Here is a 14,566-nt window from a genome sequence, read left to right on the forward strand (position 1 = left end):
AAATATATTTCCAAAGATTCAATCAGATTTTTTTGTGAGGCAAAAATTGATTCATATAGATAATTCAATCATTTTTTCTACGTCAAAAGGAGTTGAAGCATTATGGCTGAGTTGCTAACTGCCTGTAAATTTTACTTTGAAGCTGATGGCATTACAGAAAAGCAAATTCTAGAAGTTGCAGGTTTGTCGGTTGAGTCTCCTGTCGCTGGAGACGGGGGTGTGTTGGGTTCTACCAAACAAGGTAAAAAAACCCGTCAAGCTACACCGACTAACGAAAAATTTAGCAATGTCACAGTGAAGTTAGTGGCAACCACTGACAAAGACCTCTATACCTGGTACAAAGACTGCAACACAAATGATGGAGGAACTTCATCCTGGGATAGCAATCGAAAAGCAGCTTCTGTTAGTGCTTATGACCAGGGGGGGAATATTCAAGCCCGCTGGGAAATTGTTAATGCCTATCCGTGCAAATATGAAGGCCCCAGTTTTTCTGCTGGAGATACGAACATGGCAAATGAAAGCTTGGAAATAGTTCACGAGGGAGTCAAGCGAGTTCAGTAGAATGCCGAAAAACAACACTCAAGGATTAAACGGGGCTGTGGGTAAACTTCCGGAAATGCTAACAGCTTCCCGTTTTTATTTAGAACTCAAATTAGATGACAGTGAAGAACCTGTAGATGGGATATTTCTGGAATGTAAAGGATTTAAACGTTCTCAGGAAGTCGTTGAATTTTCTGAGGTTACGCCCCAACAATGGGGCAGTAAACCTGCTAAAGTAGGCCGTATTGTTCGGACAAAAATTCCCGGTCACGCCAAGACGGAGAACATTGTTTTGCGACGAGGTATGACTAATTCACTAACCCTTTGGAAGTGGTTTAATGCAGTGGAAGAGGGGAACTGGGGCCAACAATTGCGGGATGGTTCTCTCGTCATATACGATCAAGCAGGTAATGAACAAGCTCGGTTTGAATTTAGAGGTGCATGGCCAACTCGTTATAGTGCAATGGATGTTAGTGCAAACAGTAGCGAGATTGAAATTGAAGAACTAGAATTAGCAGTTGAAATCTTGAGGCGAACCCAATAATTTCTAATGTGGCAAACCGAGTTTGAATTTACTTTACCCAAGGGATATTTAGATTCTGATGGCAACGTTCATCGGATTGGAATCATGCGTTTAGCAAAAGCAATTGATGAAATTGTGCCTCTGCGCGATCCCCGTGTGAAGTTAAACCCTGCTTATGCAACAGTAATAATTTTATCAAGGGTTGTGATTCGTCTTGGTGCATTAGATGAGATTAATCCTGTTATTATTGAAAATTTATATGCTTGTGATTTAGACTATTTAATTAATTTTTATCGTAAAATTAACGATTTAGAAGAAAATAATTTAAGTGCTGAAAAAGAAGAATGATATCTTCAAACATACCCCCAACAGAATTCAACTTTACACTTCCAAAAGGATTAATTGATGAGGAAGGAAATATTCATCGTCAAGGCATAATGCGGTTAGCTACGGCAAAAGACGAAATCGTTCTTCAGAAAAATACTCGCGCTCAAACTGAACCTATATATAGTGTTTTAGTTCGCTTATCAAGAGTAATTACTATATTAGGGACTTTATCCTCAGTAACACCAGAAATATTAGAAAATTTATTTACAGTAGATCTGGCTTACTTGCGGGAGTTTTATAATCGGATTAATCAACAAAATCACGCCTATTTTGGAGTTCAATGTCCTCAATGTAATCATGATTTTAGAGTTGATTTAGCACTGTCGGGGGAGTCATAAGCTACCCCTCAGAACAACTCCGTGAGGAGGTAGCTTATATTGCCTTTCATTTTCATTGGTCTTTAGAACATATTTTGAATTTAGAACATTCCAGTCGTCGAGAGTGGGTTAGAGAAATTAAAAAAATTAATCCAAATTTGTAGTTGATATTAGTCAAATGAATAGCCTCAATAAAACTAAAAATCTTAGGCTTTGGACAAAAAGAAAAGCTAGTTAACCTGTCCTAATTATTGTAAGTATTTACTGATTTTTGGAGATATTTATAGCAGTTTTCATTAATATAGAGTACAGATATTTTACTTAAAGGGAGAAAGCAGAAATTTTTTATACTATCCGTTAATTTAATAATTCTGAATTCTAAATTCTAAATTAATAATAATAAATTTTGTAGTCTACCTTTGTGAAAACCGCCATAATAGACATATCCAATAATCAAAAATAAAATCAATTATCCCAAAGAAATCATCAATTATTTTCCCCTACTCTTACTCCCTAATCCTTCGTTTTTGGAGATGTCTATTGTAAATTCTAGGAAGTCCCTTAGCATCTGTTAGATTAACATTCTCTATAACAACTTTATTTAAGTTAATTCCTTTTAGGTTTGCATGACTGAAGTTGGCATAGTTAACATTTGCATGGCTCAAATCTACATAACTTAAATTCGCATGGCTTAAATTTGCATAACCAAGGTCAGTATATCCTAAATCGGCATAACTCAATTCTGCATGACTTAAATTCGCAACAAATAAATTGGCTCGTCGCAGTTTAGCATAGGTCAAATTTGCACTATCTAGTTTTGCTCCTTTAAGGTTTGCACCTTCTAAATTGGTTTTTACCAGTTGAGTTTTGCTGAAGTTAACATTCTCTAAATTAGCACCTGCTAAATCTTGACCGCTCAACTCCTGTGTCCAAGCTTTTGAATGATTGACAATTTGCCAAACTAGATACCATTTTGGATCGACTAATTCTTCATCTAATTGAGTATTTCTCAGGTTAGCTCCTGCTAATTTTGCTTGGCGTAAGTCAGTATTTTGTAAATTTGTGTCTCGCAGATCGACATCTCGTAAATCAGCTTTTCGGAGGTCAGCATTCATCAAATTTGCCCCTCTAAGATTTGCTCCTCTGAGTTTTGCTTTCCTTAAATCAACATTCTGAAGAAATAGACCCTGAAGATCCGTGTCTTTCAAATCACAACCACGACATTCTCTTTTTTGCTGTAATTTCTTTACTACTTTAGGAAGTTGGGAGGAGACAGGTATTGCTAAACCAAATACCAGCCACGGAATTATTATAATCACAGCCATTATTTTGCAAATTTTGTCAAGATTCTGTTTCATTAATCAGTTTAAAATTTATAATTTTTATAAATTAGGGAGTAGGGAGTAGGGAGTAGGGAGTAGGGGGAAATAATTGATGAATCAGAATACAAAATTGATTTGATTTTTGATTATTGGAGATATCTGTCTATTTATATAGAAAGATAGTAAACGGGGTATTTTTCTACCTTTTTCTCCGATTCTATTTTTCGCTCTCCTGACTCCTTTGGCAAGATACCACTCAGAGCTTCTATATATTTATTCTAATTCAATTTTTACAGCCTGTACTTGTTCTGTTAACTGGTCAATCTCTTGTTCTAAATCTTTCCAATTTACAGCTCCCTGAAATGAATTTGGGAAAGATTGTAATTTTTGTTCAAAGTTCAATAACTCTTTTAATAGTTCTAGTTTTTGAGTGTTATTATAAGAGCTATTAAGAACTTTATTTTGCATATCCTTTAACTCTAAATCAAGATTTAATCTTTTTTGTTTAACTCGCACTTCTTGTTCGGCTATTTCAATTTTATGCAGCATAGCTAGAAAATTTTCTCGCCATTTATTCAAGGATGAGATTAAATCTTGAATCGTTTTTGACGGTCTAGCACTGCCTTGAGTAACTTCAATAATTCGGCTTAATTGTTCTTGAACTTTCTTTAATGTATCAATTTGATTAACTTCTGTAGCACGGGGTTCTAACTGTTGTTGAATTTCTACTTGGAAACCATTGCAGTTTTGCCCAATTTCTGTCATTACTTGAGCAATTGATAAAATCGCCTCAACTGTCTCTTGGGACAAACGACTATCACCTAGTTCAGTTAGTTCTTCGGTTTGCTTATAAATTGCGTGAAAGTGCTGTGATTTGTCAATTGGATTCATGGCCACTCCCCAAATTTTTAGCTTGAGTTAACAAAAAGACTTTTGCTGACCGAAAAAATGGGTCTCAAGCCTCGCCCTTCTAGGAGGACTTTTTACTTACGGATTGATTTTTTTCAATAAAAAATATGTTATAATTTCGTTAGTTTGAAAGTCAAGTTATGAAAGCTAGATTTAAGTACCGTATATATCCAACACCAGGACAAAAATACCGATTATCCAAGCTCTTTGGCTGTGTCCGTGTGGTTTGGAATGATAGTCTAGCTTACTGCCAACATAGGTATAAATCAGGAGAAAAGAAATCTACTAATTCAGAACTACAAAAGCTTTTTATTACTCAAGCTAAAAAGACTGAAGAAAGAGAATGGTTGTCAGAGGTTTCTAACATACCATTGCAGCAATCATTGAATGATTTAAACCAGGCTTATCAAAACTTTTTTAAATCAACTCAAGGCAAGAGAAAAGGTAGACCTGTTAGACCTCCTAAATTTAAAAGTAGAAAGTCAAAGCAAACTGCGAGATTTACAAAAGGAGGGTTTAAAATTGGTCAGGATAAAGTCTATTTAGCTAAAATTGGAAAGCTGAAAATTGTATGGTCAAGAGAATTACCTACTGCTCCATCATCAGTAACACTAATCAAAGATTCAGCTCATAGATATTTCTTGAGTTTTGTAGTAGAAATACAACCAGAAGTATTACCTAAAACTTATAATTCAGTAGGTATAGATTTAGGAATTTCTACCTTTGCTACATTTAGTGACGGTACAAAGGTTGATGCTCCTAAGCCACTAAAGAAACGAATTAAGAAGTATCAAAAGTTAAGTAAGTCATTATCTCATAAAACTAAAGGCTCTAAAAGGTATGAAAAAGCCAGGGTTAGAGTAGCTAAATTCCATGGCAAGCTGAAAGATACAAGGACAGATTTTCTACATAAATTATCTACTGAAATAATTCGTGAAAACCAAACAGTTGTTTTAGAAGATTTAAACGTTTCTGGTATGGTTAAAAACCGTAAATTATCTAGAGCAATTTATGATTTAGGTTGGAGAACATTCAGGACTTTTTTAGAAGGAAAAGCAGAAAAATATGGTCGCGATTTCAGAGTAATTAGTCGTTGGGAGCCAACATCCCAAGTTTGCTCAAATTGTGGCTTTAAAGGTGGGAAGCTAGACCTTCAGGTGCGAGAATGGGAGTGTCTCAACTGTGGTGCAAAACATGATAGAGACCAGAATGCAGCGATAAATATATTAGTCGCGGGCGGGCAGTCCGAGACATTAAACGGACGTGGAGGCAAGCGTAAGACTACCGCCAAGGCAGCAGCAGCCAATGAAACGTCAACCCGCCGAGGAGCTTAGGCTCGGTAGGAATCCCCGTGCCTTCAGGCCGGGGAGGATGTCAACCTGGCTTTAGATTAATATAGTAAGCATTGGTAATTAAATTAGCAATTAAAGACCAAAATGCCCCTGGCAAACAACAATCAACCCCAAGATTATATCGGATCGGGCATCGCCTTTCCCGGTCAAACCAGTGTTACTGGAGGATTATTGTTAAGTTCATCCACTCGCAATATTGAAGAGTCTATTTGGATTATTCTCACTACCGATATTGGAGAACGAGTTTATCGTCCTGATTTTGGTTCTCGCCTGTCAGAATTAGTGTTTGCACCCCTGAACCGTGAAACCCTTTTAATTCTGCGTCTTTATGTCGAAGAAGCTTTAGAAATGTGGGAACCGCGTATTATCCTCAAAGAAGTCCGAACGAACCCAGATCCGATCAGAGGAATGGTGGAATTAGAAATTATCTATCAACCTAAAAATAGTTTTGAAAGTCGTAGTTTTGTTTATCCATTTTACCTAGAATCAAGTAGTTAATAATCCGAAGTAATTTGAAATATTTCGAGTAATTTGAATATGAAGTACAACACATTAAGTGCAGAATAGCACTACTAATAAATTTAGTTTTGTATATCAAAAAAATATCTATAATTACAATTTTCATTTAATTTACGTTTAATTAACAAATAATATATTTTACTTAAAAGTGATGTTTACAGTCAATCAAAAGCCATAATCAATTTGAAGATTGGCATTTTTTTTAAACTTAAATAAATTTCAGTTTAATGAAAGTAATTATTTCTCCTAAAATGAATGCAATCAAGAGAGTGATTTTTTCTGAGTTGCAGATTTTTTCAATCTACTCGGCATTAACATTTTATATTAACAATTATGGTGAACTTCGATTTCTTACCTAATTTACCCAAACCAAATCTTGACGATCGCAAATTTGAGGACTTAGTACAGGAATGTTTGCTGCGCATTCCTCGCTATTGTCCAGAGTGGACAAACCATAATCCAAGCGATCCTGGCATTACAATGATTGAACTGTTTTCCTGGTTAACAGACCAGATGTTGTATCGGTTTAATCAAGTTCCGCTACGCAATTATATTGTATTTCTGGAAATGTTGGGAATTCGTTTACAACCTCCAGCAGCAGCACGAACGCTGATTACCTTTGAACTAACAAAAGCACAGAATATCCCCTTTTCCATTCCTGCTGGTACAGAAGTTTCAACAGAACGCACAGAAACTGAAGAATCTATTATTTTTAGCACAGATCGGAATTTATTAATCGGAATTCCTCGAATCGAATGTTTTTTGAAAGCCAGAGAATATCATAATCATGGAAATCTCAGTAACGATAGTTTAGAAGCAATTTTTCCTCGGACACGATCGCTTTGGAGCCAACAAGAAGATGGAGAATGGCTAAGTACAATTCGCACCCCAGTTTTCGAGCAACAACCCCAACGGGGTAATTGTTTTTATCTTGTAATTAAACCGAAAGCAACAGGAGAAGAAAATTCCATTGAAGGTAATATTCTCGCCATCACCTTTAAAGGACAAGCTGCTGCTGCTACTGGCATCGATCCGAAAAATCCACCCCGATGTTGGGAAGCTTGGAATGGTCAAGAATGGGTTTCCGTTTTGCGACAGGAAAATGACGATCGCACCCATGGATTTAGTTTTACAGAAATTGCTCAACAAGGTCCTAACCCAGAACAAGGAGCAGATGTGATTTTGCATCTTCCTAGCGATTGGCCAGAGGATAATTTAGGCACCCCATATCAAGGTCATTGGATTCGTTGTATTTATCGACAATTGCAGGATAATGACCCCCAAGAATACGGTTACAGTAGTTCTCCTTTGATTTTTGGCTTGTCGATCCGAGCTATTGGTGGGGCAGTTCCAGCTACTCAATGTGTTTGGGTTAAAGATGAACTACTAGGGGTGAGTAACGGTAAACCAGGTCAAGTTTTTGAATTGCAAGGAACGCCCGTTCTCGAACGCTCCAGTACAGAGTATATCGAAATTCAGCCCCCCGGCGATCGCCAACCCCGCGAACCTTGGACAGAAGTATCAGATTTCGCAGATTCTAGAGCAAGCGATCGCCATTATATTATTGATTCTCAAACAGGTATTGTTCAATTTGGTCCCCTAATCCGCGAACCAACTCAACTCCGGCGACAAACTGAGGTACGAACTCGTTTCCAAACTAGCGATCGCCTCCAGACTCAGTTTAGAGGGACAGAAACTGCTTTGAATGCGCTTCCTCCAATGGATATTGAAACGGAAACCAATCCTCAAGAGCGTCAATATGGTCAAGTACCACCACCAGGAGCAGAAATTTATCTAAAAGCTTACCGCACTGGAGGAGGAACTAAAGGTAATGTTGAGGCAGAAATGCTGACAGTATTGCGTTCAGCAATTCCCTACGTTAAGCAGGTAATCAATTACGAAGCAGCGACGGGAGGTACGGAACCGGAGTCTCTGGAAAAGGCAATTTTGCGAGTTCCGGGACTATTGCGCTCTAGTCAACGGGCCATTACTCGCGATGATTTTGAATACCATGCGATGCGAGTTCCCGATGTAGATGTGGCTCGCGCTCATTGTTTGGATGCGAACATGGAAATGGATAAACAGTGGACAGAACCAGATGCCATTAAGCCTGGTCAGGTGTGTATTTTAACAATACCACAGGCAGATATTCAGGATTTGAGTCGGGGTTTATCTCCCCAGGAATTAAAGCTGAATGATGAAGTAGCTACAAAAATTAAAGATTATTTGAACGAGCGCAAACCTTTAGGAGTACAAATTCTGCTACGGGAACCGAAATATATTGGGGTTAAAGTGAAAGTAATTATTATTGTGGGTCAAGATGCGGATCGAGGATATGTTAGCTCTCAATTTCTCAAACGACTGTATCGGTTTCTCAACCCCATTACAGGGGGAACTGAAGGTCAAGGCTGGCCATTAGGACATCCGGTTTATCCATCTGATGTAATTGCCTATTGTCAAAAATTTTATCAACAAATTCCCCATGTTCTTTATTTAAAAGCGGTAGAGCTGAGGGGAATTCGTCAACAAGATCGAGAGAACTGGAGTGTTGCACCTATTCCTGAACCAGTGATTTATCCGAGTGAATTTGGAGTTGTCTGTTCTTGGGATAATCAAGACGAAAATGAGGAACGGAGAACCGCTCATGAGATAGAATTAATAGAGGATAATAAATAGATCAGGACTTACGCAGAACCGCCATATCTAGTAGGGGTGATTCGCGTTTGCGGAGCATTCCGTAGGACATCGCCCCTACAGATGGTGTGTGATTTGATATTTTGCGTAAGTCCTATAGATTTATTTGGATGACCAGAAAATCAGGTCTCAAACCTCCCTTTTAAAGCTATCCCTGATCGGGAACTCCTAAGAAGCTGTTTGAGAAGTACTGCATGGAACCGATGAATCTTAAAAACCTAACCCCCCTGCCCCCCTTCCCTGCAAGGGAATGGGGGTTAATAAGCCTCTCTCCTCGTAGGAGAGAGGTTTGGAGAGAGGTTTTTATGAGTTTACAAAAAGCTTCTAGAAACCTTTTCTGATAGGGAGATGGGGGGGAGGAGAAAAGCCTCTAATTAAATACGTTTACTCTCTCGAAATATCCATTTAATCGCAAATACACAACTTGTCTATTTTGTCACGTTTTATGTTAAGAAAGATGTTGATAAAGCATAGCCTTTAAAAGGGATAAAAAAAGAAAATTAAGTATTTTAAGTCTCCCTATTCCAGGAGGTACTGGTAATTGATAACTGATAACTGAAATGACTCAAGCAAACTCTCCTCCAACTCTTAACCTGCAATTGACTGCGATGCAGCTTACCGATAATAGAAGTATGGGAAAGTTTGCTATATCTCGCGGTAAAAGTGTAGATGCAAGCAAAATAGAACTACAAGTTTCCCCAGGAGAACCAAGTGAAATTCTGCTGCGGTTAGAAAATCAGTCTGAAGAACATCTAACCCTTTATTTGCAACTTGAATTTCAACCAGCAATTTCTCCTGATTGGTGTCAATTTTATCAAGAAACTATTAATAATGGTTCAACTCAATCAGAAGTAGTTCAAGGATTTAGTCATCAATTAACAATTAACCCTCAACAGCGACAAGATATTGAAATAGAGTTTAATTTTCCGCCAAACTTCTTTGAAAATCAACAAGCTATAAACTCAGAAAATGACAAACTAGAAATTAATTATTCAGCTCAAATTTTAGCCTACAAAAACAATCCAAATGAAAAATTAATTGGCTATCAAGTTTTTGACTTAAAAATTCGTCCCCGCATTGAATATCTTGAGTTTTTACCTGTTATTTATCGTGAAGCGGATTTCCTAAGTCGTTTCTTGAAAATCCTAGAAGAAACTTACGATCCGGCTGTCCAAACCACTGATAATTTATGGGCTTATCTTGACCCTCTAACCACACCTGAAGCACTGCTTCCCTTTCTGGCCCAGTGGGTAGGCTGGAAAATGGATTCTCACTGGCCAATTCAAATTCAGCGTCGTTTGATTCGCAATGCAGTCACCCTTTACCGTTGGCATGGAACTCGTAAAGGTTTACGATTCTATCTACATCTGCTTACAGGTTTACCCCTTGATGAAGACCTCCCTGAAGCGGAAAAACATATTAGTTTGTGGGAAGATTTTCAGAAAGGATTTGTTTTGGGAGAAGCTTGTGTTAATCAAGATTCAATGCTTGGTGGAGGACGTGCTTATCACTTTATTGTTCGTCTAAAAGTTGAGTTTCCCAATCAAATTGATGAGTCATTAGTGCGAGAAATTATTGAAGAATATAAACCTGCTTTTTGCACCTATGAATTAAACATTGTAAGGGAATTTTAGGTGAATATACTAACAGGTTATTCGCCGGATAATTTCTCTAACAATTGAGTTTGATGTCGTCTATACCAAGCAAAATAAAGTAAGTTAATTCCAAATTCTTGCGCAGTTCTAATTTCATTGCGGGGTAGTATATGTTCGTTGATTCCCCAGGCTTGTGATAAATGGCCAATAATTATAATCATTCCGCCTCCTACAAAAAGTTGAATGGATTCATTGTTAATATTAGGAGGTATTGCAAAGAGAAATGGATGAATTTTTAGTAAATGCTCGGGAAGGAGTTGTTCCCAATTAATAAAATTAAGATTAAATTCTTCTGTTGCCCAATCTGTCAAATCTTTATAATTTTGATTAATATCGTTATCTATTGGAATTTCAATTAATACAGTTCCCCCACTTTTTAGATAATTTTCTAATATTTCTATCTGCTCGTTCCCCAACTCAAAAGTTTGTTGTTCAGTTAAATATAGTAGATCGAAATCAATAGTTTCATTGGGATTAAGGCGTATTTGTTGAATTTCTGAAATCCCTTGCATTCTGGGGTCAAGTGACTCTACCGAACGCATCAGAAAAGCCAGATTATCTTGACAATATTTTCCTTCCGCTTCTGACATCATTCCTCCAGAAGCTTTAGGGGATAACATTGCTGTTTCAATCGCAATTTGAGGACGCGATCGTGCTAGAATTCGATAGCGTAAATCTATATCGTTAACTTGAGGAAATAAAACATCGTTGGGTTGCTTAATTTGAACATTCCCTGGTTGCAAGTTTATGCGACAAACTTCCACTTCTAGATGACTAGGGGGGTCAGTTTTCTGATCGATCCGAAATGTTTCTCGAACAACATCATTATCATTTCTCAAGCTAAGTTCTTCTGGATCGACATAACTAACTACTAAATAGACAAAAATGGGTTCAAGTTTGGAAGGTTTAGGATCGTTAATCCTAAATTCCATCGGGCGATCGATAATAATTGGATTTCCCTCACCATCAATTGCAATTCCTGGTTTAATCATCAACCACCCCGTTTGAAATTTTGACTGTACGCCAGGAGGTGCTTGAGTTGGATGTACCCCTAACCCACAAACAATTCCAGGTTGATTTAGGGATTGATAATGTAAATTTTGCCGTCTGCGAGAATAGTGATGAGCTAAACGCCACCTTTGAGCATTGATCATTAAACCGTCTGTAACATGAAGACGATCTAAGGGATTAGGTGAAGGTTTAGGAAAAGATTGTTCTGTCATTTAAGTTATAAGTTATCTGTCCCTCCTGTAATAGGGAGGCTTGAAGTGCAGAATTTTCTTTGAATTACCTCTGTTCTGCCATCCTGGGAAAAATAAATCATGGAACTTTTGTATGGCAATATTTGGCCACACTATTGACTAGAGTTTTTTGGCATTACAAGCAATGCCTAGAGAAAGGAATTATCTATCCGATAATGGGTACATATTACATCATTTAGTCCATCAAGTTGACAACAGAACCCAAACTTCAGCAGTAAATTTAGCAAACTTTTGTAAAGATTATGTGGCAATTGGGTTGAATTATGGTATATTTTCAGTAATTATTGCAGCCTCATCGCAACGTATCCACCAAGGTTTCAAGCCTCCCTATTACAAGAGGTACTGATAACTGATAACTGCTAACTGATAACTGAAACAACCATGAGTCATGATTTTGTCAAGCCTAAGAAAATAGGTGGACTTGATACCAACACCAATGCTGGACAAAGAAGTCCATTTGCTAGCCGTCCTTTTTTAGCAACTCCTAGAAGTCAGCCACAGCCCCAAGACATACAAACAATGCGAGAACGGGCGGCACGATACCAAGCTGCAAATCCTCATCTGTATGGCACTTCAGCTCAACCTCAAACTGTTCAAAGACAAGCCTCAGAGACAGAAGAAGAAAGCCTCCAGATGAAGGCCAATGAGTCTGTTCAACGAAAGCCAGAACAGCCTGACCTCGAAACATTGATTAGACAAAGAGCTGCACGAGTCGATACACCGCTACAACGGATGATGAAAGTTCAAATGGCTGAAGCTCAGAGGTTCAAGCAGCAAGAAGATGAAAAGCTTCAAACTAAGTCTGAACTGATTGTTCAACGGGAAATGATGCCAGAGGAGGAGGAAGAAAATCTTCAGATGCAGTCTGAACCTACTCTACAAAGGGAAGAGCTGTCAGAGGAAGAAGAAGATAAAACCCTGCAAATGCAATCAGAGGCAACTGTTCAACTGAAATCTCAGGACTCTGAGCAGGAGCAAGCAGGAATACAGACTAAACTGACTATTGGACAACCAGGGGATAAATACGAGCAGGAAGCGGACAATATGGCCACTAAAGTAATGTCCATGCCTGACCCTACAGCTGAGAACGTTCAACGGCAGGAAATAGGGGAAAAAGAAGAAACCCTACAGGAAAAGTCGCTGGTTGATGGTATTACTCCTGTGGTTCAACGTCAAATCAGTGAAACGCAAAAGCAAGACGGCGGGAGTCAAAGTTTAGAAAGTCAGTTAGCAGGAGAAAAAGGCGGTGGTCATCCTCTCTCTGATGAGGTGAGAGGCTTCATGGAACCTCGGTTTGGAGCAGATTTTTCTGATGTGCGGGTGCATACGGGAAGTGCTGCGGTTCAAATGAATCAGCAGCTAGGGGCGCAGGCGTTTACTCATGGGAATGATATTTATTATAGTAAGGGGAAAGCTCCTGGGAAAGATGCGTTGACGGCGCATGAGTTGACTCATACGATTCAGCAAAGTACAGATATTCGCCTTCAACCTGTAAAAGAATCAACTAGCCAAGATAAGGTTTTGAAGAAAATTGAGTATCTGAAAAGTCGCTCCCAATACTATGAATCTGTTAAAAAGTTTGATCTTAAGTTAGTAAAGTATGTTCTCTCATGGTGGAGAAGACGGTTAATGGAGGGAACAAAGATAATTCAAGAGGAAATTCCGCAAGATACATCTTTGATGAAAGAATTGAATCAAGCGTATAAAAGTTCTCTAAGAAAGTTTGTTAAACGTGCCAGCAAATTTATGAAAGAAACAGCACAGGATTTGTATTTAACTTGTTCGGATCTTATACCAGTTTGGGCGATGCCTCAGATTAAAAATATGGGTATTTCAACACCAATCCCTCTTGGGGAAAATACTGATCCTCTGAACGGGAAAGTTAAGTTTGTTGTCAATGGCATCAGCATAACCATTTTGCCCGATGGTCGAAAAAGTGGAAGAGGTGCTCACACGAAAATAGATATGAGCAAATTCGGTATAAAAAAATACAATTATAGAGGTGGAAAAATTGTCTCTTTTGACAAGCCTAAGCTTCCAAAATTCACTATTCAAACGCTATATGGAAAAGATAATCAAGGGAACTTATTGACTGAGGCTACCCCATCCGGTTATGGAAAAGGCACTACTGGAAAAAACAGGAGTTTAGGATTTCATGAAGGAAGCCACGGTTTAGATTATATTGAATATTTCAGAGATAATCCTATTCCTGAATTTCATGGACATACAGGGATGAAAGTAAGGACTTTCAAACGAGAGATTCAAAAATGGAAAAAGTCATGGAAAAAATACATCGATAATTTAGAACAATATTCATTGATGAAAACTGATTGCGTAGGACAACCTACTATTGATGAGTATTATGAAGGTAAAAAGCCCAAGGTTTGTGATTAGTGCGATCACGATCTTGTAGGTTTGGTTTCATTCTTCAACCCAACAACAAAAAAAAACTACCCTCTGCCTGTTCAACTCAATTATGGGAAAATTAATTCATTTGATGTTAGGTTTCATTTTTGTTCTACCCAACTTACCATTTTAATGTTGATCGCAAATGATGAACCAATACCGGAAATTATTTGGACATCTTATCTTCTTCGTTTAAAAACTGGACGGTTTATCACAAATGTCTAATATCAAACAGCAATTCCCACAAATGAACTATTTTAAAGAACAAGATATTCTGCACCTCCTAATCTCTGAAGAAGCAGAAGCAGGAAGTGTAGAAATTAGTCCAAACGTCACGGCTGAATTAAATGCTGCCGGAGAATTAATCGGAGTATAAATTATTAATGCTAGCACATATATGCGAGATTTTATATTAGAATCAGCTCAAGCTAAACTATTAAATCTAGTTTGCAGTGCAAAAGTGTCAGTCCAGTAGGGTGTGTTAATGAAATGTAACGCATCTCCATAAAAGAGGGAGTAGGGAGAAATAATTGATGATTTCTGTACGATAATTGATTTTCTTTTTTATTATTGGAGATGTCTAATATCGACTATTTGAAAGGTTCTTGAGAGTTCATAAGGACGCCAAAAGCAGGAGTGAAAAAATTTATCAGGACTTACGCATGAGGTACGAAAAACTA

General features: G+C 37.9%; 14 protein-coding genes. 11 read left to right on the forward strand and 3 right to left on the reverse strand.

What is annotated here, in order from left to right; all coding sequences use genetic code 11:
* Positions 1 to 102 precede the first annotated feature (102 nt).
* The 5 genes from F6K22_RS02665 to F6K22_RS41675 are packed head-to-tail and all read left to right on the forward strand — an operon-like array spanning position 103 to position 1,931.
* Complete coding sequence (locus F6K22_RS02665; protein WP_293092962.1) at positions 103 to 561, forward strand: phage tail protein; 459 nt, start codon at positions 103 to 105, stop codon at positions 559 to 561.
* A gap of 1 nt (position 562) precedes the next feature.
* On the forward strand, positions 563 to 1,084 hold the full coding sequence (locus tag F6K22_RS02670) for a phage tail protein (RefSeq protein WP_293092964.1): 522 nt from the start codon (positions 563 to 565) through the stop codon (positions 1,082 to 1,084).
* A gap of 6 nt (positions 1,085 to 1,090) precedes the next feature.
* Positions 1,091 to 1,411 carry a hypothetical protein gene (locus tag F6K22_RS02675; protein ID WP_293092966.1) on the forward strand — a complete coding sequence of 107 codons (321 nt, stop codon included), beginning with the start codon at positions 1,091 to 1,093 and terminating at the stop codon, positions 1,409 to 1,411.
* Positions 1,408 to 1,788, forward strand: coding sequence for a phage tail assembly protein (locus F6K22_RS02680; RefSeq protein ID WP_293092968.1), 381 nt, complete (start codon positions 1,408 to 1,410; stop codon positions 1,786 to 1,788). Before F6K22_RS02675 ends, F6K22_RS02680 begins: the two co-directional genes overlap by 4 nt.
* Positions 1,785 to 1,931 (forward strand): DUF6760 family protein, encoded by a 147-nt coding sequence (locus F6K22_RS41675; protein WP_363272713.1) that lies wholly within the window; start codon positions 1,785 to 1,787, stop codon positions 1,929 to 1,931. Before F6K22_RS02680 ends, F6K22_RS41675 begins: the two co-directional genes overlap by 4 nt.
* A gap of 342 nt (positions 1,932 to 2,273) precedes the next feature.
* On the opposite strand, the gene F6K22_RS02685 is transcribed toward F6K22_RS41675, so the two are convergent.
* Positions 2,274 to 3,092 (reverse strand): pentapeptide repeat-containing protein, encoded by an 819-nt coding sequence (locus tag F6K22_RS02685; RefSeq protein WP_293092970.1) that lies wholly within the window; start codon positions 3,090 to 3,092, stop codon positions 2,274 to 2,276.
* Between the two features lie 270 nt (positions 3,093 to 3,362).
* Entirely contained in the window at positions 3,363 to 3,980 is a 618-nt protein-coding gene (locus F6K22_RS02690; protein WP_293092972.1) for a hypothetical protein, read from the reverse strand.
* Positions 3,981 to 4,138: 158 nt separating this feature from the next.
* On the opposite strand from F6K22_RS02690, the gene F6K22_RS02695 reads away from it, so the two are divergent.
* From F6K22_RS02695 to F6K22_RS02710, 4 genes are all read left to right on the forward strand, one after another.
* Positions 4,139 to 5,332 (forward strand): RNA-guided endonuclease InsQ/TnpB family protein, encoded by a 1,194-nt coding sequence (locus F6K22_RS02695; RefSeq protein ID WP_293092974.1) that lies wholly within the window; start codon positions 4,139 to 4,141, stop codon positions 5,330 to 5,332.
* Between the two features lie 102 nt (positions 5,333 to 5,434).
* Complete coding sequence (locus tag F6K22_RS02700; protein ID WP_293092976.1) at positions 5,435 to 5,848, forward strand: GPW/gp25 family protein; 414 nt, start codon at positions 5,435 to 5,437, stop codon at positions 5,846 to 5,848.
* Positions 5,849 to 6,202: 354 nt separating this feature from the next.
* Entirely contained in the window at positions 6,203 to 8,545 is a 2,343-nt protein-coding gene (locus F6K22_RS02705; RefSeq protein WP_293092978.1) for a putative baseplate assembly protein, read from the forward strand.
* A 578-nt stretch (positions 8,546 to 9,123) separates the two neighbouring features.
* Positions 9,124 to 10,197: a phage tail protein gene (locus tag F6K22_RS02710; RefSeq protein ID WP_293092979.1), complete on the forward strand. Its 1,074-nt coding sequence runs from the start codon at positions 9,124 to 9,126 to the stop codon at positions 10,195 to 10,197.
* Positions 10,198 to 10,214: 17 nt separating this feature from the next.
* Here F6K22_RS02710 and F6K22_RS02715 read toward each other — a convergent pair whose 3' ends face one another.
* The gene (locus tag F6K22_RS02715; protein WP_293092980.1) at positions 10,215 to 11,441 is read right to left on the reverse strand and encodes a DUF4159 domain-containing protein; all 1,227 of its coding nucleotides are present in this window, start codon (positions 11,439 to 11,441) and stop codon (positions 10,215 to 10,217) included.
* A gap of 420 nt (positions 11,442 to 11,861) precedes the next feature.
* On the opposite strand from F6K22_RS02715, the gene F6K22_RS02720 reads away from it, so the two are divergent.
* Entirely contained in the window at positions 11,862 to 13,874 is a 2,013-nt protein-coding gene (locus F6K22_RS02720; protein WP_293092981.1) for an eCIS core domain-containing protein, read from the forward strand.
* A 229-nt stretch (positions 13,875 to 14,103) separates the two neighbouring features.
* Entirely contained in the window at positions 14,104 to 14,262 is a 159-nt protein-coding gene (locus F6K22_RS02725) for a DUF2283 domain-containing protein (RefSeq protein ID WP_293092982.1), read from the forward strand.
* Positions 14,263 to 14,566 lie beyond the last annotated feature (304 nt).

The organism is Okeania sp. SIO2F4 (assembly GCF_010672385.1).
Lineage (GTDB): Bacteria > Cyanobacteriota > Cyanobacteriia > Cyanobacteriales > Microcoleaceae > Trichodesmium.

Coding starts and splice junctions, on each gene's coding strand:
- F6K22_RS02710 (WP_293092979.1), top strand. CDS start 9,124: ATGACTCAAGCAAACTCTCCTCCAACTCTTAACCTGCAATTGACTGCG.
- F6K22_RS02665 (WP_293092962.1), top strand. CDS start 103: ATGGCTGAGTTGCTAACTGCCTGTAAATTTTACTTTGAAGCTGATGGC.
- F6K22_RS02690 (WP_293092972.1), bottom strand. CDS start 3,980: ATGAATCCAATTGACAAATCACAGCACTTTCACGCAATTTATAAGCAA.
- F6K22_RS02695 (WP_293092974.1), top strand. CDS start 4,139: ATGAAAGCTAGATTTAAGTACCGTATATATCCAACACCAGGACAAAAA.
- F6K22_RS02675 (WP_293092966.1), top strand. CDS start 1,091: ATGTGGCAAACCGAGTTTGAATTTACTTTACCCAAGGGATATTTAGAT.
- F6K22_RS02720 (WP_293092981.1), top strand. CDS start 11,862: ATGAGTCATGATTTTGTCAAGCCTAAGAAAATAGGTGGACTTGATACC.
- F6K22_RS02725 (WP_293092982.1), top strand. CDS start 14,104: ATGTCTAATATCAAACAGCAATTCCCACAAATGAACTATTTTAAAGAA.
- F6K22_RS02685 (WP_293092970.1), bottom strand. CDS start 3,092: ATGGCTGTGATTATAATAATTCCGTGGCTGGTATTTGGTTTAGCAATA.
- F6K22_RS02700 (WP_293092976.1), top strand. CDS start 5,435: ATGCCCCTGGCAAACAACAATCAACCCCAAGATTATATCGGATCGGGC.
- F6K22_RS02670 (WP_293092964.1), top strand. CDS start 563: ATGCCGAAAAACAACACTCAAGGATTAAACGGGGCTGTGGGTAAACTT.
- F6K22_RS02715 (WP_293092980.1), bottom strand. CDS start 11,441: ATGACAGAACAATCTTTTCCTAAACCTTCACCTAATCCCTTAGATCGT.
- F6K22_RS02705 (WP_293092978.1), top strand. CDS start 6,203: ATGGTGAACTTCGATTTCTTACCTAATTTACCCAAACCAAATCTTGAC.
- F6K22_RS02680 (WP_293092968.1), top strand. CDS start 1,408: ATGATATCTTCAAACATACCCCCAACAGAATTCAACTTTACACTTCCA.